The organism is Citrobacter sp. Cb023, from assembly GCF_030336805.1.
Lineage (GTDB): Bacteria > Pseudomonadota > Gammaproteobacteria > Enterobacterales > Enterobacteriaceae > Citrobacter > Citrobacter braakii.
The window spans coordinates 241,148-262,426 of record NZ_JAOWCV010000038.1 but is presented as its reverse complement, the minus strand read 5'-3'; the positions used below and the strand labels follow the sequence as shown (position 1 = coordinate 262,426).

Below are 21,279 nucleotides of genomic sequence, written 5' to 3'. Positions count from 1 at the left end.
GGGCCTTTTTCATTACTAAAAGATAGGTTGTGATATCTGGACGGTGTGAGGCAATAATGATTACATATTTGTCGATTGACATTGAAATTAATTATTTTCTGTAAGCGCTTTTGTGATTAGGGTTGATAGTGCTTCAAGTTGGATAGCAAGCTGAATGCTCAACCAAACATATCCGTGAACGGCGCTTTCAATGATTTCCTCGCCCTCATTGGCGAGTAAAAGACAATGCAACTCTTTAGTAATTTCGAGAAGATGCTCGCTATTTGATGCTATCGGCGTTGGGTTTCCTTCATGCAAGGCATGTGCGAGGGTGTTGAGGGTGCTACGGGTCATTTGTTCCATATCTGACAGCGTGTGAGTATTCAATATGAGAAATCGACTGCCACGGGATGCCCAGTGGGCATTTATCTGAAATTTTTGCGCCGCTATCATATCGCGGGTTATCGATTGAATATCTTCAAGTAGACTCTTCGCAATCTTTGTTTCTTTATTTACTGGTGTAATAAGGCTGCGCATTTTTACTACATTATTCAGCGCTCGCATTTGAAGTTTGGCCATTCTCGGAGGCGCAAGAACGTTTCGGGAGACTCCCGCAGTTGTTATTTTTAGATAATCAGAAAGAAAGTCAGCAAGTTGTATACGCCAGTTAATGAATGCTCTCTGGGGAAAAATGCTGGTAAACAACATCGCCAGAATGCATCCTATAATAATGTTGGTGCTTCGCCACAATGCTGTTTGTAAGTCTCCTGCAGGAGCGCTGCTGACAACTGCCAGCGTGATACCAATCAATAATGCGGCATAGGGACGTTTACTCATGGCCAGAAAACCACAAAGGAAAGCTGCGCATCCACACCACAGCATCATCATAGTGAGAGAGTACATTTCAATGTGTAATGCGATGATCCCCAAAATCGCACCCCCTACAGTTCCCGCCATACGTTCAAGTGCCCTGGGTATCACATTGCCCATGTAACTAATTGGTCCCATGACCACAACCAGTGTAATCAGGGGCCAGGAGTGGTCTGGTAAATTCAACATTCTTATCAGTAAGAAAGTTATAACAAATGCTAAAGCAATACGGATCCCATGAACTACGCGATAGTTGCGGTAAATCTTAAGTTCTAAAGGACTTATCGGTTTATTCCGTTCAATGGAAAAAATATTGTTTTTCATTGGTTAAAATCTTTAACATAGACAGAATTATAAAGGATGTTCAGATATACACTGAAAAAATAATCTCGTCTTACTTTTTTAACTTATAAAAAAGGAGGGCGATGCCTGACATAGGTTATTGTTAATCAATTGCTAATGCAGTAGCGAAAGAAGAAGTAATTTTTAATACCCACATTATCTTTGGATTTGCCATTATGGTGGTAAGCGGTTCTACACATCTTGAGTGGCCCATGACTTAAATTCAACATGTTGACTTTGACAGATATTAAAAAGTTGTGGACTTCCAAAATACTGGTTAGCATGTTTAAAACGTTTTCTTTTTCAGGTTGTTATAAGGCTAAGCAAAACAGGTCAGATGGTTTCTGTGCACGGCTTTATATCAGCAACGGTATCATTATATTTATAACATATGCACTTTGATGAGCTAAGGCCCGGACCAAAGCTCATGAGATATAAGTTCTGGCTACATTAGATGGAAGCAGTACACAACCTATTCATGTGTTATCGAAAAGCAACTACGTAAACAGAAAGTGCAAGTGCGAGAAATATCCAGTATTGAGAATGGTAATGGAAAAGTTTGAGCATAAATATCCTCCACAGATTCGGTTCCTAATTAATGGCAGATTTAAATGTCAACAACAAACAAAAAAGCATGGGCATTGATTGTTTGATTGTTTCATATTGTTTCAGTGATGCGCTATGACGGTGCGTTTGCACCAACAATAAGATTCTTGCATTGTTATGGTGAGCTTAATGTCAGCCGGGCATTAAGACGCGATCAATCTACTGATAAATATAACCCAGGCAGCCATATGCGGCTTTTTCTATCCTGTCTGTCACTCTTTGCCAGCTGCACACCGATGCAACAAAGCTTGCCCGCCGCCTGAATGCCGCAAAGCACACCGGAAATCTTGCCGTTCCTGCCAAAAGCAAAACAGCCGGAGCTGACGTTGTAATCCTCTCTGACATGCTCGGAAATTTCGTGGTAGATGCTAAATATTATGCTGAGATGGAGGAAATACGACTCTTCCGTGAGTCAAAATCCCTGAAAACTTAGGGTGATAGATAAAGGTCTTAAGCAGCATGACATAATTTTCGATTTAAGCTATTTAAATTCATTTTTATGATAAGAATCATGTGCGATTTCCCTATAAAACTAAATCTTGCTATGTTTGGTTAATCATGCGTTAATGAATTCTTGGTTTGTAACGAATTTATCTAAAGCAAGTGCTGTAATAATTTTATCTCTTGTTCCTGTTGAGACTTCCTTGCTGGCTTTTCTCTCTGATGATTTTTTTCGGACCATTCTACCCAAGGGCTTTCTCAAGAAAGGTAATAATTATGTCTAATAAAATGACTGGCTTAGTTAAATGGTTCAATCCTGAAAAAGGTTTTGGGTTTATCACCCCTAAAGATGGCAGTAAAGATGTGTTTGTACACTTTTCTGCTATTCATAGTAACGATTTCAAGACGCTGAATGAGAATCAGGAAGTTGAGTTTAGTGTTGAACAGGGACCTAAAGGCCCCTCAGCAGTTAATGTCGTGGCTGTATAAGGTAACTGTTATTACACATCATATTCACTTCAGATGCCCGTGTTGCCACGGATCTCAGTACAGAACGTCGAGCTTTGATGTTACTGAAAAAAATCCTTTCGGAGCAAAATGTATTTTTTGCAAATCGGGAATGATTACATTTGACAATGTTGCGCTATACATTCGTTCTGGTCAGACTTCGTTAGATTTTAGAAAATAAAGTTCAGGTTCCTTATGGAGCCTTTTTTGTATGCTAAACCGTTCATCTCTGTACGAACCATCACGGTATCATTATGAAAAAAGTAATCGTTTTTTTTAACTCAGAACCGGCAGTTGTTGTATCCGTAATGAAGGGAATTACTTCGATAATGCGTGAGTTTCCCAATGGGGAAAAAGCACACCTGTCCGTGATGTCAGCAGGATTTCCATCTCTGACAGGAGACCATAAAATAGTTTATGTTGCCTCTGATCGCGATGTCAGTTCCGAAGAGATTCTCGAGGCAGCATCGAAGCTTTTGAAGTGACATCTGATTGTTTCTTTACCGACCGAGATAGTAGTCCAGTGGTTTGCAGATGTTTTGCGCTTTTCTTGTATGAAGATTGTACTGCAACCTCTTGATTATTGAGTCTTTCCATTCTATCTTTTAAACATGTCAGCGCTGTTATAAGTGCTCCACGGGGAATGTTACATACTTGGCGTTGATACGTTAGAGATCAAGAGAGGTAAATAATGAACGTCGAAGAGTTAAAAACAAAAACTGAAGCGGATATTTCTGAATTCATTACAAAAAAAATTGTTGAACTCAAAAAAAAGACAGGAAAAGAAGTTTCCGACATCCAGTTTACTGCTCGTGAAAAAATGACTGGGCTTGAAAGCTATGATATTAAAATTACATTGATCTAATTGTTAAAAGACCCAGCTTGAATGAAAAGCATTATCTTAAAAGGTAATGCTTTTTTTATTGCTGTCAAAAAATTTGGATGTTGTCAAAACCTTCATTTTTAACCATAGAGACAAGGCCTGACTTTTTAATGGGGCTTTTCCGATGCCAGCCCGCGCTATCGGGCTACTGCTGGCTCAGGGCAGGGAATGCACTTGTCGAATATTTCGTGGTCAGTGGGTATCACATTGAGGGGAGTGGGATGACGTAGTAGCCTGCGAATGGGTTAATTATCATTTCGGTCGGGATTGTTAGATAACCCAACTCCTACTTTTACCGCAGCAAACAACATAATGCACAGAGCGGTAATGACGGTAAATACCAATGAAAGGCTGGTAATCATAAATTTTCTTCATTTCAGATGGATTTGATTATTAGACTAAGGCATAAAGGAAAAGTTCAGGGTAAATATCATAGTATTTTCCGGAAAAAATATCGAAGCGGGTGATTGTATACCAGAGCGGGCTGCAGGGAGCCATATCCAAGAGTGGCGGATCAACGGTCTCAACGGCCCCTGTGGCTGCAAATATCTATCTTGGCAAACGTCGTCATCTACCCTGTGATATCCCCCTTTTGGATAAAAAATAGGAAGATAAATTAAATGGTTAAATTTTATCCAAACGTGGTACAGTGAATCTCATTCATCGAAAGGGTAATCATCATGTCTCTCATCGATTACGCAATGAAGTACCTCGGCGGCGTATCGACGACTACTGTCATCTGCCCGGCCTGCGGCTTACGTTCATCCCAATCTATTTCTAAAATTCGCCTTAAGCAGACAATGCTGTGCCCTGGCTGTAAAACACTGTTTGTTTCACCACGATAACCCTGACACTTAGTTGCACCTAAACCCGGTGTTCTATACTTAAGTCAAATCCCGGCAGCTGTTAAATCCCTGATGCCTTACGCCCATCCTGAGAGAACGTTTCTGAACTGATTTCGCAACTGCTCCTGCATGCTAACTCTGCATCAGAGCAATGCTATGAAAATGAATCCCAGGGCGTGGTTTAACCGCTCCCATATTCCGATGAATGCTACCGAAAGCGTAACGTTTTCGGCAAACGATCCTGCCGGTGAAAGCACTCTGCAGTCAGAACTCTTTTCGACCGCCCAGATGGAACGCTACGGTCAGAAGCTCGCACGGACCCATAAATTATCGCCGGATAAACATCCTTATTATCTTCTAAAAAGACTCGGCGAGAATGAGGCCATCATTACCCAAAGCTGTTATGAGCTTAACGCGGGTAAAAAGACCAGCATCATGCCTGCCGGGGAGTGGTTGCTGGACAATTATTATCTGATTGAGGAACAAATCCGCACTGTCCGCCAGCACTTGCCGAAAAGCTTTGGTAAAGGTCTCCCGTCGCTGATGTCGCCGCTGAATTGCCCACGAATTTACAATATTGCATCAGAGGCCATTGCTCACGGTGACGGGCGCTGGGATGCTGCCAGCCTGACCAGCTATCTCACCGCCTATCAACAGGTGACCCCGCTGACATTAGGTGAAGTCTGGGCGTTACCGGGAATGCTGCGCCTGGCGCTGATTGAAAATCTTCGTCGTATCAGTATCGAAGTGATCAAAGCGCAGCAGGACAGAACGCTGGCTGATATGTGGATAACAAAGATTTTCGGATGTGCAGAGAATGCCCCTGGCGATTTAATCATGGTGGTTGCCGATATGGCACGCTCCCGACCTACGTTAACCAGTGCGTTTGTCGCAGAACTGGTGCGGCGTCTGCAGGGGCATGGCAATGCGCTGTCGTTACCTCTGACCTGGGTTGATCAGTGCCTTCGGGAACAGGGGATCACCACCGACGTTCTCATACATAATTTCAATCAACAGCTTGCTGCCAGCCAGCTATCTGTCAGTAACAGCATCGCGGGTCTGCGATTACTGAGTGAAACGGATTGGGCTGATTTCGCCGAAACGATAAGTGTCGTCGAACAGGCATTACGCAATGATCCTGCCGGTATCTATCCTCGGATGCACTTCAATACCCGGGATCATTACCGGCACGTTGTTGAGGTCCTGGCCAGAGACAGTGGTCTCAGCGAGCCTGAAGTTGCTGACAGGGTGCTGACGCTTTCAGGAAACAGTGCTCCCGATACACTGGAACATCATATTGGTTATTATCTCGCAGGCGAAGGTCGGCAGGCGCTGGAAATTCATCTGTTAGCAGACACCTCAAGGCTCATGCGCTTGCGGCACAGTTTCAACAGAATAACCCTGCTGTCATGGCTTGGAAGCCTGGCGTTGTTGACAACCGCAACGACCGCGGCAATTTTGCACGAAACAGCCATGCAGGGCGCAGACTGGCTGTTGATCGCGGTGATATTCCCTCTGATTATCGCTGTAACTCAGTTAATGAGCGATTTACTCAGTGACGCCACCACCCGTTTTCGCGTTCCTCGCCCCTTGCCGCGGATGGATTTCTCAACCGGCATTCCCCCTGACAGCGCCACCCTGTTAGTCATCCCCTGCATGCTGACCAGCCACGCAAGTTTCAGCGAACTCCTCACCAGTCTTGAAGTCTGCTGGTTGGGGAATGAAAACGAAAATCTCAGGTTTGCGCTGCTCACTGATTTCGCTGATTCTGCAAATGAACCCTCGCCGGAAAGCCAGATGCTGCTCAGACAGGCGATCGCCGATATGCAGGCGCTGAATCGCCGCTATCCCTCCAGCCGCCCGCGTTTTTACCTGCTACACCGCCAGCCTGAATGGAACCCTGCTGAAGGAACGTGGATGGGCTATGAACGCAAGCGGGGAAAACTGGCGTTACTGAACAGCTGGTTGCGCCATCCGGGGACACAATTCGTCAGCGTTGCAGACATGCCTGCTAACCTTTTACCGGGCCACATTAAATACGTCATTACCCTGGACAGTGATACGGTGCTGCCGCGCGATACGGCGCACAAACTGGTCGCGACGATGGCGCATCCGCTGAATACGCCAGAGTATGATCCGGTACGCCAGAGGGTTATCAAAGGATTTGGCATTTTACAACCCGGTCTTGCGGAGGAGATACCACGCAACGGTCAGGGACGTTACGCCGCCATGCGCAGCAGCATACCGGGCAATAATCCCTATTCGATGATGTCTTCGGATATCTATCAGGACCTTTTTGGGGAAGGATCGTTCGTGGGCAAAGGGATTTACGATGTTGACATTTTTATGCAGGCCACGGCCAACACCTGCCCGGAAAACCTGGTTCTCAGCCATGATCTACTCGAAGGATGCTATGCACGTTCGGGTCTGCTCAGTGAGGTGTTACTCTATGAACAGTACCCGAATAATTATCTGTCGGATGTTGCACGCCGTTCACGCTGGATCCGGGGTGACTGGCAACTGCTTAACTGGCTGAAACCACGTGTCAGAAGAGCCGATGGGACCCGGACCAGGAATCCGCTGACCGCGCTTTCTTACTGGAAATTACTTGATAATCTGCGTCGCAGTCTGGTCGCCCCCTCATTACTGGTATTGCTGTTCTTCACCCTGCTTGGGGTACCTAATCCGGTTTACTGGCTGGGCGTACTGTCGCTGATATGGCTGTTGCCAACCATCCTCTGCATCACCCATGACCTGCTGCATAAACCTCTGCGTCGCCGCCTGAAGCCGCATCTGTTACTGGTAGGGACGGGCGCGCTGAAGCGTTTGTCAGGTATCGGCCTTAATTTTGCGATACTGCCGCACGAAGCCGGATATTCGCTAAAAGCGATCGCCGTGACGTTATGGCGATTGGGGATCAGCAGGCGTCACCTCAGCCAGTGGGTCAGTCACAGCCTGGACAGCAATCAGGCCGGACCTACTGTCGCGCGTTTTTATCAGGCGATGTGGCTGAATGTTGCATGTGGTGTGATGCTGATAATACTGACCGGACAATTTGCTCCACAACTGCTGGGGATTGCGTTGCCGATCGGTTTGTTATGGTGTGTGGCACCGCTGCTGATGAGCTGGCTGAGTCGCCAGCCTGCGCGTAAGGTGTTTTCGCCCAATCCGGAACAAAAACAGCTGTTGCGCCAGACAAGCCGTGAAATCTGGGCGTTTTTTGAAACCTTTGCCACAGAAAAAGAGAACTGGCTTCCGCCTGATAACTACCAGGAAATACCGCAGCCGACGGTGGCCCATCGAACTTCTCCTACCAATATTGGCCTTTCCCTCATGGCTAACCTGACGGCATGGGACTTTGGCTACCTGCCCGGCGGGGAAGTGCTCCGGCGCGTGTCGCTCACGCTCGACACAATGGATAAAATGGAGCACTACCGGGGCCATCTCTACAACTGGTATGACACTCGTACGCTGGCCCCCCTCAGCCCACGCTATATCTCAAGCGTTGACAGCGGCAACATGGCAGGGCATTTGTTGACCCTGCGTGCAGGGCTGTCCGCCATGCGTCATCAGCCAGTTTTAAACCGCCAACAGATACTGGCAGGGCTGAATGATACGCTGGATATTCTGGAAAAACAGTGGGGTCAGAACCCGCCTGACAGCTTGCGGTTGTTGCGAAAACACTGCCTGAGCGCGGTGTCGCTCTCTCCGCAGACATTTTTCAGCGAGCTGAAAAATATGCGCACCCAGTGCAATCACCTGAACAGGTTATGCCATCAGGGATCTCCTCTTCAGATGCGTTGGGCAGGACATCTGGAGCATCAACTGGTTCAGCTTTGCCATGAGTGGTCGCTGCTGCTTGGCTGGTTACCTGAATCCTGGAACGAACAGACGCTGCCGACTTTGTGCGAGCTTGCCCGCGCAACATTTACTGGTGTAGGAACCCCCCCGGCGTCAGCGAGGGAGCAGGCCCGGATGCGACTCAATATTATCACTGAACTTGAACAACGGCTGGATGAGCATGCCCGGATGGATTTCGCCTTTCTGTACAGCGAAGCAACCAGTCTGCTCAGTGTTGGCTATAACTGTGACACGAATATGCCTGACAAGAGCCACTACGATCTTCTGCCGTCTGAAATCCGCCTGACCAGCTTTCTTGCCATTGCCACTAATCAACTGCCTCTTAAAAGCTGGTACGCGCTTGGGCGACTGTTCACCACCATTGACAATGAAACAGCCCTGATGTCATGGAGCGGGTCAATGTTTGAATACCTGATGCCGAATCTGGTAATGCCCACCTGGCCTGGCAGCCTGCTCGATGAAATGAGTCAGTCGGCGGTTATGCGCCAGATTCATTGGGGGAAAGAACGCGGAGTACCGTGGGGCGTTTCAGAGTCTGGTTATCATGCTTTTGATGTTCAGCATAATTATCAATATCAGGCATTTGGTGTGCCGGGTCTCGGCCTGCGCAGGGGGCTTGCTGATGACATGGTTGTCGCCCCTTACGCCACACTGCTGGCGTTGATGGTCTCCCCACAGAAAGCCTGTGAGAACCTGATCAGGCTGCAAAAAAATGGCGCGCATGGTGAATACGGTTTTTATGAAGCGCTGGACTATACTCCCTCACGCCTCGCAACCGGTCAGCTCTATGCGGTGGTTCAGTCCTGGATGGCGCATCACCAGGGCATGGCGTTTCAGGCGCTGGCTCATGTGCTACTTGACGCCCCGATGACTGAACGCTTCATGTCCAGTACGGTCTTCCGATCAGCGAGCCTGCTGTTACAGGAACGCGTGCCGGATGCGGTCGATCTGTACAGCCCACGCCGTCATTTTGAATCTCATGAGGGCAGGGTCAAACCCGTTCGCTATGAACCCCGTATTTTCTATGGCGTGGACACGCCGGCCCCGGATATTCAACTGCTGTCCAACAACCATTATCATCTGATGTTGACCACGGGCGGCGGCGGCTATAGTCGCTGGAATAATATTGCGCTTACGCGCTGGCGCAGTGATACCACCCGCGATAACTGGGGAGCATTTTGCTATATCCGCGATATACAGACGGGGAATGTGTCGAGCAATACATGGCAACCGACAGCCCACACCAGCGGGCATGACGAGGAAGTGATATTCACCGATGCGAGTGCTGAATTCAGACGCACTTTTGATGGGCTCAGCGTCAAAACTCAGGTTGTGATCTCCCCGGAGGATGATATTGAGTTGCGACGGCTCACACTGATTCATCGTGGTCGCCAGCCCCGCTCTCTGGAACTGACAACCTATGCCGAAGTAGTACTGGCACCTGAAGCCAGCGATCTGGCACACCCGGCATTTAGCAATCTGTTTATTCAGACGGAACTGGATCCTGAGCGTGACGCTATTCTTTGCCACCGGCGCCCGCGTTCTCCGGGTGAAGCGAGTCCCTGCCTGTTTCACATGATGGTGGTGCATGGCGATAACCGTCATAACGTTTCGTTTGAAACAGACAGGGCAAAATTTCTTGGTCGTGGCAGAAACCCTGCTGATGCCCAGGCAATAAAGGCAGGCGGGGCGCTCAGCAACACATCGGGGTCAGTGCTGGATCCGATCCTGGCAATACGCCACACCATCACTCTGCAGCCGGGGCAGCCGGTCACGATTGATATCATTTATGGCATCAGCGAGACCCGCCAGCAGAGCCTGGCGTTGCTGGAAAAATACCGCGATTACCCTATCGCTGATCGCGTCTTTGAACTGGCCTGGTCTCACAGTCTGGTGGTATTACGCCAGATGAACGCCAGTGAAGATGATGCCACTTTGTTTAATCGTCTTGCCAGCGCGGTGCTTTACCCTGTCCAGGAGCTGCGTGCCGAAGGCCAGGCGATCAGCCGCAACCGGCGTGGTCAGTCCGGTCTGTGGGGCTGGGCAATTTCAGGCGATCTGCCGATAGTGCTTCTCAGTATTACCAGCGAGGAAAGTATTGCCTCAGTGACCACACTGATTCAGGCGCACCGTTACTGGAGACAGAAAGGGCTGGATGTTGATTTGGTTATCCTGAATAACAGTCCCGGCGGCTACCAGCAGGGCTTACAAAATCAGATTATGGACTTAATTTATGCCGGGTCTGAAGCCAGTCTGCTGGACAAAACGGGCGGTATTTTTGTTCGTAATGGCGAGCATCTCTCTGCTGAGGATAAGTTGCTTTTGATGAGCGTGGCCTGTCTTTATCTTGATGACCGCACAGGTAGTATCAATGAGCAGCTTAATCAGCGTACTCACACCCTTAAACCTCAGGCCAGAGCACTCATTCCACGGGCTGTACGCGAGCGTAATCAACATACGGACTGGAGTCCCGATATCAGTCAGTTATGCCATTTCAATGGTTACGGTGGATTTTCTCAGGATGGTCGGGAATATCAGATTGTCCTGCGGGAAGATGCGCAGACACCGGCTCCCTGGTCAAACGTACTGGCAAATACCCGTTTTGGCACTGTGATTTCAGAGGCGGGGCAGGCCTACTCCTGGTATGAGAATGCACATGAATACCGGTTGACACCGTGGGAGAACGATCCGGTGAGCGATCGCAGCGGCGAGGCGTTTTATCTGCGTGACGAAGAGAGCGGTGAGTGTTGGTCACCGACGGCTTTACCTGTTCGCGGACATGGTGATTACCTGACCCGCCATGGTTTTGGTTACAGCGTGTTTGCCCATCGAGAGAGTGGTATAGACAGCGAGCTGACGGTTCTGGTTGCCGAAGAGGCGCCGGTTAAATTGGCGCTCCTGACGCTCAGTAACTCTTCGGGTCGGACACGCAAACTTTCCGTCACCGGCTATGTGGAGTGGACGCTCGGAGGAACACGAACTCGCTCAGCCCCTCACATTGTGACACATGCGGCCAGACCGCCTGGCGGCTGCGGAGTGCTGGCGAACAACTTTTATGGCGATAACGGTAGCGGTCGTACTGCCTTTTTTGCCGTCAGCGGTAATGACTGTTCGTTGACCGGGGACCGCCGGGAGTTTATCGGTCGTAATGGTTCTCTGCACGCCCCGTCGGTCATGAAGCTACGCAGGCTTTCAGGTAAAACGGGCGCCGGTCTGGATCCCTGCGGGGCAGTACAATCGGCGGTTACATTAATTGATGGCGATCAGAGGACGTTTATTTTTATCCTCGGCGCAGAGGAGAATCATATTCGAGCTCAGGAGACGCTTGCCCGTTATATGAATGAGGAGACGGTCCGCGACGAGCTGAACCGGGTTCACAACCACTGGCACAATGTGCTCGATAAAATTGTGGTTAACACCCCCGACACATCGGTAAATTTACTGGTGAATGGCTGGCTATTGTACCAGACGGTAGCCTGTCGCCTGATGGCTCGCAGCGGTTACTACCAGTCCGGCGGCGCATTTGGTTTTCGCGATCAACTGCAGGATACGCTGGCGCTGAGTCATGCTGATCCGAACCGGATGAGAGAACAGATAATCCTGTGTGCATCACGGCAATTTATTGAGGGTGATGTACAGCACTGGTGGCACCCGCCACACGGCAACGGGGTGCGCACGCGCTGTTCCGATGACTATCTGTGGCTTCCGCTTGCCGTTTGCCACTATGTTGAAACGACGGGGGATATGGATGTACTGGAAACACGTATTCCTTATCTGGAGGGACGTCCGCTTCAGCCTGGTGAAGAGTCTGCCTATGATACGCCGGTGATCAGCGGTACCGAAGAGACACTCTGGTTACACTGCGTCAAAGCCATTAAGTATGGACAACAGTTCGGGGAGCATGGTCTGCCGCTGATGGGGGCGGGTGACTGGAATGACGGCATGAACCGGGTGGGGATCGACGGCAAGGGTGAAAGCGTCTGGCTGGGCTTCTTTCTGTTCGACATTTTGCAGCGGTTTGCGGCGCTGGCTGATCGCAGGCTGGATGAAAGCGTCGCCTCAATGTGCCGTTCACAGGCTGTGCGCCTGCAAAGTAATCTCGAAGCCCACGCCTGGGATGGGGAATGGTACCGGCGTGGATATTTTGACGATGGTACTCCCCTAGGGTCGAAAGCCTCACAGGACTGCCGGATTGATGCGATTGCCCAGAGCTGGTCAGTATTGTCCGGGGCCGCTAGCCCGGGACGGTGCGCAAAGGCCATGCAGGCGCTGGACAAACACCTTGTGGATAGTGAGGGGGGACTGATAAAACTATTAACGCCGCCTTTCGATGGGCACGGTCCAAATCCGGGTTACATACAGGGCTACCTGCCTGGTGTGCGGGAAAACGGAGGGCAGTATACACATGGCGCTATCTGGGCTGTGATGGCTTTTGCCCGAATGGGGAATGCCGAACGTGCCTGGCAACTCTGGTCCATGCTCAGCCCGATAAATCATACTCTGAATGCGAACTCAGTCGGGATTTATAAAGCCGAGCCTTATGTCATGAGCGCTGATGTCTACAGCGTCGCTCCCCATATCGGACGTGCCGGATGGAGCTGGTATACCGGTTCATCAGGCTGGGCCTGGCGTTTACTTACCGAGGAATTACTGGGGATAAAACGTTCCGGTGCTGATCTTACGGTTCATGCCCGGTTGCCGGATGGGTGGCCGTCTTTTTCTATGGCTTATCAATATGGCGAAAGCCATTATCAGATTAGTGTCTCACGCGGCGATGCAGAATATCGCGTTACACTGGATGGTGCTCTCCTCCCTGATGACAGAATACCGCTGCGGGATGATGGACAAAACCATACGGTTGAGATTATTCAGAACTGACACTGAGTCCGGACGCGCATTAACGTCTGCCGTTAATGCGCTGATTATCCCTGAGAACCTCAATTGCTGTCTGCATGGCGATTTTGTCATCTCGTTTTTTTTGCTTGTCCTGCATGACCTGAAGGTATTCCAGCAAAGTTCGGGTATTAATAGGTCGGCCCTGTTTGCCCACTGCCAGCACGGCTTCGCCAAGAATAATTTTCACTGGTGGCAACTGGGCCGGGTACCAGTCAAGGGTGTCTTCTGATTTCATGATAAATTTCTCACGGAAGGGTATTATATCATAAATCAGACGTTTAATTTTCAATATCTGATATCCTGATTTAATCATAAATTAACATAACTTAAGCCAGTTATTTTTATATTAAGGCGTATAATAATTACTGTGTTCCTCAGAGAATTATTTATGTCTTATACAAAAGGACTCAGGCACTTTAAAGAAAGACCGGTGCATGTTGCCTGCCCGGTATGCGCATACAGAGCCGATCAGAAAGCAGGTAAACTAAGAAAAGATGCGGTTCTGGAGTGCCCTGCCTGCGGGCTGTTGTTCAGACCATCAGAATGCTGGTGTATCGGCGGCTGATCGGCTTCTGCTACCTAACGTGAGTGATGTTGGGAAATGACAATATTGCTCCTGTACTGTAGTTTGAGAGGATATGATGATGAAATCTAAAAAATCTATTTTTATTGAAGGACATATCCTTTCGAACAGCTGTCATGGGCAGGTTGGTCAATCTTTCTGTATCCACAGGGCCAGGTTTAATAATGGTAAATATGCGATTATCCGAGAAGCATCAGGAATATGTTTCAAGCCTGGCGAAATTATTCAACGAAACGATTGCGAGTGGTTTTATAACCTTACCAAAATTCGCCTTCTCTCATTTGAGTACCTTGAAGATGATGAATCCAGAAGACAATTTCTTGAATATCGATAATAAATTCATGCGTATCATGACGGCATAATTTTGCGGGTTTACAATTCCTTTCTGATTTTACAAATCTTATCCCCGTCCGTGACCTGGCATGCAGTTTACTTGAGGGTAAACTGCATGCCATGATCATTTTAACTTTTTGAGTAATATCGGTTAACTATCAATATCGCTAACCTTCTTGTTCAGCAAGCGGGAGGCGCGCCAGTAGATCAGCAGCATCAGACCCATGACGATGGTCAGCGTAATGCTGGTGGCAGCACCGAACGGCCAATCGCGGATGTTCAGGAACTGAACTTTAATCACGTTACCAATCAGCAGGTTTTTCGCCCCGCCCATTAAATCGGAAACGTAAAACAGCCCCATTGCGGGCAGCATAACCAGCAGGCATCCGGCGATAATTCCCGGCATCGTTAACGGAATAATGATGCGGGTGAAGGTCTGAAGTTTACTGGCGCCCAAATCGCGCGCGGCTTCCAGCAGCGGTTTATCGAGCTTTTCAATGCTGGAATAGAGCGGCATCACCATAAACGGCAGCAGGATGTACACCAGGCCGATAATCACCGCGCTGGGGGTAAACATGATGCGAATGGGGGTATCGATCACGCCGAGCCACAACAGAAATTCGTTGAGGTAGCCCTTGGTACTGAGGAATATTTTGAGTCCGTAGATGCGAATAAGCGAGTTGGTCCAGAACGGAACAATCAGCAGGAACAGCAGCAATGGACGCACTTTTTCCGGCAGTTTCACCAAAAACCAGGCAAACGGATAGCCGAGCACCAGACAGGCGAGCGTGGCAATCAGCGCCATATTGAGGGAGTGAACCAATACCTCAAAATAGAGCGGATCGAGCAGGCGTGTATAGTTTTCCAGCGTAAAGACCATTTTGACGAAATTGGCATCGTCGCGGGTCAAAAAGCTGGTGCCGATGATCATCAGGTTGGGCAGAAAGACAAATAACACAAGCCAACCGACAATGGTGACGATCACCACACTCTGGAATTTACTTGTGTTCTTCATCAGCCAGTACGACCTCCCAGCTTTCTACCCAGTTAATCGCCATTTTCTGGTCGAGAGAGTGGTCAAAGTCAGGATCGTCTTCGTTGAAGAATTCACTGACCATCACCATCTTGCCATTTTCCAGTTCCACAACCGACTCCAGCGTCATGCCCTTGTAGTTGCGTTCACGCACGTAGCCGATCAGGCCTTCGATATGATTGTCGTCGTTGATTTCATCAACGCGCAGATCTTCAGGGCGTAACAGGACGTGCAGCTTCTGCCCGGGAATCACCGCGAAGTTGACATAAATATTGCACTCACGACCTTCAACGTTAGCACGAACGCGCTGTTCGTCCAGACGTTCTATCACCGTCGCGTTAAACATATTGATCTCACCGATAAACCCGGCGACGAACAGGTTTTTCGGCTCTTCGTAGATTTCGCGGGGCGTACCGTCCTGCTCAATCTTGCCATCGCGCATCACCACGATACGGTCTGACATGGTCAGCGCCTCTTCCTGATCGTGAGTGACAAAGACAAAGGTGATACCAAGCTTACGTTGCAGCGCTTTCAGTTCGTTCTGCATCTGCTTGCGTAGTTTGTAGTCCAGCGCAGAGAGAGATTCGTCTAACAGGAGTAAACGGGGTTTATTGACCACCGCTCGGGCAATCGCTACGCGCTGCTGCTGTCCACCGGAGAGTTGATGCGGTTTTCGCTGGGCGAACTCTTCCAGCTGCACCATGCGCAGAGCTTCGGTAACGCGGGGAGGAATGTCGGCTGCGGGCGTTTTTTGCATGCGTAAGCCAAAGGCCACATTCTCAAAAACGGTCATGTGGGGAAATAACGCATAACTTTGGAAGACGGTATTCACGTAGCGGTTTTCCGCCGGAACGTGAGTGATGTCCTGGTTGTCCAACATGATATGACCGGAATCAACCGTTTCCAGACCGGCAATCAGGCGAAGAACGGTTGTTTTACCGCAGCCAGAGGGGCCAAGCAGCGTGAGAAACTCGCCATTATTGATGGTCAAATCCAGGCTGGAAATCACCTCTTTGCCATCGAAACTTTTGCGAATTCCCGCTAATTGCACCAGTGGAGAAAGCGAACGCGGTTGTTTATTCAATTTTTTACTCTGTCCCATGTAAACGCAACGGATGGCTGACCGCTGCGGGGTTCGTGGTTAACCACCTTGATGACTCTTAATGAGGGCCGTTATTCTACGGCAAACCATGGTAATCGCCAATCCTTGTTGCGAATTACTGACTTAGCCCTATAGTCAGAGGGGATGTCAGGGCGAAATATTCTCACTTGCGGGGATAAAAGTGACCTGACGCAATATTTGTCTTTTGTTGCTTATTGATAATGTTGTCACAAAAAGTGAGGGTGACTGCATGGATAAACTACTTGAGCGTTTTTTACACTACGTGTCGCTGGACACCCAATCAAAATCGGGCGTGCGGCAGGTACCCAGCACCGAAGGACAGTGGAAATTATTACAACTGCTCAAACAACAGCTCGAAGAGATGGGGCTGGTTAACATTTCACTGAGCGAAAAGGGGACGCTGATGGCCACGTTGCCCGCTAACGTTGCTGGCAATATTCCCGCGATCGGCTTTATTTCCCATGTGGATACCTCACCGGATTTCAGCGGTAAAAACGTTAATCCGCAAATCGTTGAAAACTATCGCGGCGGCGATATTGCGTTAGGCATTGGTGATGAAGTTCTGTCGCCGGTGATGTTCCCGGTGCTGCATCAACTTCTGGGTCAGACGCTGATCACCACAGACGGTAAAACGCTGCTGGGCGCGGATGATAAAGCAGGCGTGGCGGAAATCATGACCGCGCTGGCGGTGCTCATCCAAAAAGATATTCCGCACGGTGATATCCGCGTGGCCTTTACGCCGGACGAAGAGGTAGGTAAAGGGGCGAAGCATTTTGACGTTGCGGCATTTGATGCGCAGTGGGCCTATACCGTTGACGGCGGTGGCGTGGGAGAGCTGGAATTTGAAAACTTCAACGCTGCGTCGGTTAATATCAAAATTGTCGGCAACAATGTCCATCCCGGTACCGCAAAAGGGGTGATGGTGAATGCGCTGTCGCTGGCTGCTCGTATTCATGCTGAGGTTCCGGCAGACGAAAGCCCGGAAACGACGGAAGGCTACGAAGGCTTTTATCATCTGGCGAGCATGAAAGGGACGGTCGATCGGGCGGATATGCACTACATCATCCGTGATTTTGACCGCAAGCAGTTTGAAGCGCGCAAACGCAAGATCATGGAGATCGCCAAAAAGGTCGGCAAAGGGTTACACCCGGATTGCTATATCGAACTGGTGATTGAAGACAGCTACTACAATATGCGCGAAAAAGTGATTGAGCATCCGCACGTGCTGGATATCGCTCAGAAGGCGATGCGCGATTGCGATATTGAGCCGGTGCTGAAACCTATTCGTGGCGGCACCGACGGCGCGCAGCTGTCGTTTATGGGGTTACCGTGTCCGAATCTGTTCACCGGAGGCTACAACTATCATGGTAAACATGAGTTTGTAACTTTGGAAGGAATGGAAAAAGCGGTGCGGGTGATTGTACGTATTGCGGAGTTAACCGCAAAGCAGCAGTAAATTTATCGATAGATGCCGGATAGCGCGTTGCTTATCCGGCCTACAGTATTTCACTCCAGAAGGCCTGATAGGACGCGCTAGCGTCGCATCAGGCACCGTTCGTATTATCCTTCGAAGAACCAGTATCCGCTGTTTACCAGTGCGGCAAGCATGGCAAGGAAAGACGGATCTTCCAGCGCATCCTCAAAGTTCTCGGCCGTCAGAACAATATGGCTGGCAAGCGCTTCCAGGGCAGGGCGATGCGGGGAATCAATTTTCTCACCGTTGGCGTAGACGTCATCGCCGATGCGCAATACGCGCAATCCGCCCAGACGCACTAACACATCCCCTTGCTTCAGGGCATCGTAAATTTCGTCTGGCTGATACGGCGGCTCCGGTGGAGCAATATCCAGCTCATGACGAGACTGAGATATAAACTCGCCAAACCACTGCTGGAAATGTTCCGGCTGATTAATCAGTCCGAGCATCATTTCACGCAGCTTGTCCATTTCCTGCGGCAGAACGTCAGCCGGATGATCGCGCGGCGGCAGGTCAGGATCGCTGTAATACGTGCTACCCAGCTCACGTTGCAAAACGTAATCGGCGAACCCGCTGATCAGTTCGCGAGTATTCGGCGCGCGGAAACCGACCGAATAGTTCATGGCGTTTTCCAGCGCATAGCCTTCGTGCGGGAATCCTGGTGGAATGTACAGGATATCGCCGGGTTCCAGCTCTTCATCGATGATGGCTTCAAACGGGGCGACCTGCAGCAGGTCCGGGTGAGGGCAGTGCTGCTTCAACTGCAGTTTTTCGCCCACGCGCCAGCGACGTCGCCCGGTTCCCTGAATGATAAACACATCGTACTGATCAAGATGTGGGCCAACGCCGCCGCCGGGGACAGAGAAGGAGATCATCAGATCGTCAATCCGCCAGTCCGGCAGTTCGCGAAACGGACGCATCAGCGCGGCGGTGGGTTCATGCCAGTGATTGACCGCCTGTACCAGCAACGACCAGTTGTTCTCGCCGAGATGATCATAGCTTTCGAACGGACCGTGGCTAACCTGCCATTTACCGTCCTGGTGGCTGACGAGTCGGCTGTCGACTTCGCTTTCCATTGCCAGTCCAGCCAGTTCGTCAGGAGAGAGTGGATCAATAAAGTTGTTAAACCCGCGTTTTAAGACCACCGGGCGTTTCTGCCAGTGGCGTTCAAGAAAATCGGGCCAGTTAAGTGTGAGTTGGTATTCCATAATGAGCATCCCGCAGGCTGGTATCTGCAACCGATTATAACGGATACTTAACCGCAAGCGGGAAATCAGTACATATTTATTACATGCGGCGATTACTCGTCTATCTGCCCCGGCTGCTGGCGGCCAAAAATAACTTCCATGCGCGCGCCACCCAGCAGGCTATCGCCTGCAATAATCTGCCCGTCATACTGTTCGGTGATTTCTCGCGCCACAGCCAGTCCAACGCCTTGCCCTGGTCGTAGCGTATCGACACGCTGTCCACGGTCAAACACCACTTCCCGTTTGCTTTGCGGAATACCAGGACCATCATCTTCAACCAGAATGTGTAGCTGATCTTCGGACAGATGCGCTGAAATCTCGACAAACTCCAGACAATATTTACATGCGTTATCCAGCACGTTGCCCATTACTTCGACAAAATCGTTCTGTTCGCCCACAAAACTGATTTCGGGTGAGATATCGAGATTTATGTTGACGCCTTTACGCTGATACACCTTATTTAGCGCCGAGGTGAGTTTATCCAGCAACGGCGCGACTGGATGCAGTTCGCGGCTAAGCAGCACGCTGCTGCCACGCATGCTGGCGCGATGCAGGTAATAGCCAATCTGCTGGGAAATACGGCTGATTTGTTCCAGCATGATGGGTTCCGCGTCGCTCACGTTCATTTTTTCATTACGCATCGAGCGGAGCGTACTCTGTAATACCGCCAGCGGTGTTTTCAGGCTGTGGGTGAGGTCTGTTAACGTCGTACGGTATTTGTCGTAGCGCTCGCGTTCGCTTTTTAAAAGTCGATTAAGATTGCGGACCAGGCTGGTCAGTTCGCGCGTGGTGGCGGGGTTTAGCATCTCTCGATGATGTTCCTCAAGCTCACGGACTTCACGCGCCAGCGATTCGATAGGCCGCAGACTCCACCAGGCGGCTACCCATAACAGCGGAATGACCAGCAACAGATTGGCGACCAGCACATAAATAAACCAACTCCAGACCATATACGAGCGCTTTAGCTCAATAGGAATGGTATCGACAACCACTATGGTCAACTGTGGCATTCTGGCAGTGGCGGGGTAGACGTTCACGGCGACCGAGTGGGTCATTTCGGCATCGTCGTCATCTTCTCTGACTTCTTTTAGCTGCTGCTGAGCGGAGTGATCTTCGCCCAGTAAGGTGCTGGTGGCATCTACATTGGCTTCAATCTCATGAAAACCGTTCGCTTTTAGCCATTCCGGTTGGATACTGTGCGTCAGCCAGGGAACATTGCGCTGCGCCCACAACAACTCACCGTCTTCGTTATAGATCAGCGACATTGTTGGGCTTTGCATATCGAGATTCTCAGGCAGCTCGACGTTTATCTTACCGTTCTCCCATTTTGCCAGGGTATAGAACAGGTTACTTTCGCCCCGCAGCAGGCGGAACGTTGTTTTATCAAAGCTGACGCTGTAGCCCACCAGGGCAACCATGCCGTAGGCCAGCGAAAGCACCAATACCACGCCCGCGGTTGCCAGTAAAAAGCGCAACCGCAGTGATAACGGGAATAAATGACGCAATAATTTATTCATTAGCGCAGTTCAAAAAGATATCCCTGGCCACGCACGGTGGTGATGACATCATCCGGGTATTGCGCCTGTATTTTTTTACGCAGACGCCCCATCAGAACATCAATGGTGTGGCTTTCACGTAGCTCGGCATCCGGGTAAAGCTGTAACATGAGCGAATCTTTACTGACCACTTTGCCGTTATTACGGATAAGTGTTTCCATAATGGTGTATTCGAACGCCGTGAGCTTGATAACTTCATCATTGACGGATAACTCGCGCCGAGAGAGGTCCACCTGGAAAGGAGGAAGAGAGATAATCTGCGATGCCAGACCGCTGTTGCGACGCATCAGTGCCTGCATGCGCGCTGCCACCTCTTCGATATGAAACGGTTTTGTGACGTAATCGTCGGCTCCGGCGCTGAGGACTTCCACCTTGTCCTGCCAGCCTTCACGCGCGGTTAACACCAGAATCGGCAACGAAACCTCATTGCTACGCCAACGGCGGATCAATGACAAACCGTCTTCATCGGGGAGTCCTAAATCAACGATCGCGATATCCGGCAGATGTTCATTCAGATAATAGTCCGCTTCCTTCGCATCTTCTGCATCATCCACCTGATGCCCTAAATCCTGTAACTGAACCTTGAGGTGGTGGCGTAATAAAGCATTATCCTCGACAACCAGTACGCGCATCATCGTTTCTCCCTAAAATAACGGTATAAATAGTTTAACGCTGATTATGTGGATTGAAAGCAGCGCTA

General features: G+C 49.7%; 17 protein-coding genes. 9 read left to right on the top strand and 8 right to left on the bottom strand.

Translation table 11 applies throughout. The features are described from left to right. Positions 1–87: 87 nt before the first annotated feature. The gene (locus OGW44_RS15015) at positions 88–1,173 is read right to left on the bottom strand and encodes an FUSC family protein (RefSeq protein WP_185654373.1); all 1,086 of its coding nucleotides are present in this window, start codon (positions 1,171–1,173) and stop codon (positions 88–90) included. Between the two features lie 826 nt (positions 1,174–1,999). Here OGW44_RS15015 and OGW44_RS15010 point away from each other — a divergent pair. The 5 genes from OGW44_RS15010 (at position 2,000) to OGW44_RS14990 (ending at position 3,610) form a co-directional block, all read left to right on the top strand. Beyond that, positions 2,000–2,230: a DUF2514 family protein gene (locus OGW44_RS15010; RefSeq protein ID WP_146086843.1), complete on the top strand. Its 231-nt coding sequence runs from the start codon at positions 2,000–2,002 to the stop codon at positions 2,228–2,230. A gap of 284 nt (positions 2,231–2,514) precedes the next feature. Next, positions 2,515–2,727, top strand: a complete 213-nt coding sequence (gene cspE / locus OGW44_RS15005; protein ID WP_185654374.1) for a transcription antiterminator/RNA stability regulator CspE — start codon at positions 2,515–2,517, stop codon at positions 2,725–2,727. A 10-nt stretch (positions 2,728–2,737) separates the two neighbouring features. Next, positions 2,738–2,926 carry a cold shock small protein YmcF gene (gene ymcF / locus OGW44_RS15000; RefSeq protein WP_094169075.1) on the top strand — a complete coding sequence of 63 codons (189 nt, stop codon included), beginning with the start codon at positions 2,738–2,740 and terminating at the stop codon, positions 2,924–2,926. A 73-nt stretch (positions 2,927–2,999) separates the two neighbouring features. Beyond that, on the top strand, positions 3,000–3,230 hold the full coding sequence (locus OGW44_RS14995) for a hypothetical protein (RefSeq protein WP_019076503.1): 231 nt from the start codon (positions 3,000–3,002) through the stop codon (positions 3,228–3,230). Between the two features lie 206 nt (positions 3,231–3,436). Next, a complete protein-coding gene (locus tag OGW44_RS14990; RefSeq protein ID WP_016152691.1) occupies positions 3,437–3,610 on the top strand; it encodes a GnsA/GnsB family addiction module toxin in 174 nt (57 codons plus the stop codon). Positions 3,611–3,873: 263 nt separating this feature from the next. On the opposite strand, the gene OGW44_RS25680 is transcribed toward OGW44_RS14990, so the two are convergent. Beyond that, positions 3,874–3,990 carry a YnaM/YnfT family protein gene (locus OGW44_RS25680; protein ID WP_350185928.1) on the bottom strand — a complete coding sequence of 39 codons (117 nt, stop codon included), beginning with the start codon at positions 3,988–3,990 and terminating at the stop codon, positions 3,874–3,876. A 318-nt stretch (positions 3,991–4,308) separates the two neighbouring features. Here OGW44_RS25680 and OGW44_RS14985 point away from each other — a divergent pair, with 318 nt between their 5' ends. Together OGW44_RS14985 and OGW44_RS14980 are read left to right on the top strand one after the other, a co-directional pair. Next, a complete protein-coding gene (locus OGW44_RS14985; protein WP_175299807.1) occupies positions 4,309–4,473 on the top strand; it encodes a YnfU family zinc-binding protein in 165 nt (54 codons plus the stop codon). 156 nt (positions 4,474–4,629) lie between these two features. Then, on the top strand, positions 4,630–13,212 hold the full coding sequence (locus tag OGW44_RS14980; RefSeq protein ID WP_185654375.1) for a GH36-type glycosyl hydrolase domain-containing protein: 8,583 nt from the start codon (positions 4,630–4,632) through the stop codon (positions 13,210–13,212). A 19-nt stretch (positions 13,213–13,231) separates the two neighbouring features. Here the strand turns inward: OGW44_RS14980 and OGW44_RS14975 are convergent, their stop codons facing one another. Continuing rightward, a complete protein-coding gene (locus OGW44_RS14975; RefSeq protein WP_029139493.1) occupies positions 13,232–13,465 on the bottom strand; it encodes a YnaE/YdfK family cold shock protein in 234 nt (77 codons plus the stop codon). A 153-nt stretch (positions 13,466–13,618) separates the two neighbouring features. Here OGW44_RS14975 and OGW44_RS14970 point away from each other — a divergent pair, with 153 nt between their 5' ends. Then, positions 13,619–13,795 (top strand): YnfU family zinc-binding protein, encoded by a 177-nt coding sequence (locus tag OGW44_RS14970; RefSeq protein WP_213083733.1) that lies wholly within the window; start codon positions 13,619–13,621, stop codon positions 13,793–13,795. A gap of 502 nt (positions 13,796–14,297) precedes the next feature. Here OGW44_RS14970 and potB read toward each other — a convergent pair. Both potB and potA read right to left on the bottom strand, forming a co-directional pair. Further along, a complete protein-coding gene (gene potB / locus OGW44_RS14965) occupies positions 14,298–15,161 on the bottom strand; it encodes a spermidine/putrescine ABC transporter permease PotB (RefSeq protein WP_016150058.1) in 864 nt (287 codons plus the stop codon). Then, positions 15,145–16,281: a spermidine/putrescine ABC transporter ATP-binding protein PotA gene (potA, locus tag OGW44_RS14960; protein ID WP_016152695.1), complete on the bottom strand. Its 1,137-nt coding sequence runs from the start codon at positions 16,279–16,281 to the stop codon at positions 15,145–15,147. Before potA ends, potB begins: the two co-directional genes overlap by 17 nt. A gap of 250 nt (positions 16,282–16,531) precedes the next feature. Between potA and pepT the strand changes: the two genes are divergently transcribed. Continuing rightward, a complete protein-coding gene (gene pepT / locus OGW44_RS14955; RefSeq protein WP_016152696.1) occupies positions 16,532–17,758 on the top strand; it encodes a peptidase T in 1,227 nt (408 codons plus the stop codon). Between the two features lie 104 nt (positions 17,759–17,862). Here pepT and roxA read toward each other — a convergent pair whose 3' ends face one another. The 3 genes from roxA to phoP form a co-directional block, all read right to left on the bottom strand. Continuing rightward, the gene (roxA, locus tag OGW44_RS14950; protein WP_016152697.1) at positions 17,863–18,984 is read right to left on the bottom strand and encodes a [50S ribosomal protein L16]-arginine 3-hydroxylase; all 1,122 of its coding nucleotides are present in this window, start codon (positions 18,982–18,984) and stop codon (positions 17,863–17,865) included. A 92-nt stretch (positions 18,985–19,076) separates the two neighbouring features. Then, positions 19,077–20,540, bottom strand: a complete 1,464-nt coding sequence (gene phoQ, locus OGW44_RS14945; RefSeq protein ID WP_137352015.1) for a two-component system sensor histidine kinase PhoQ — start codon at positions 20,538–20,540, stop codon at positions 19,077–19,079. Continuing rightward, complete coding sequence (gene phoP, locus OGW44_RS14940) at positions 20,540–21,211, bottom strand: two-component system response regulator PhoP (protein ID WP_003846709.1); 672 nt, start codon at positions 21,209–21,211, stop codon at positions 20,540–20,542. Before phoP ends, phoQ begins: the two co-directional genes overlap by 1 nt. Positions 21,212–21,279 lie beyond the last annotated feature (68 nt).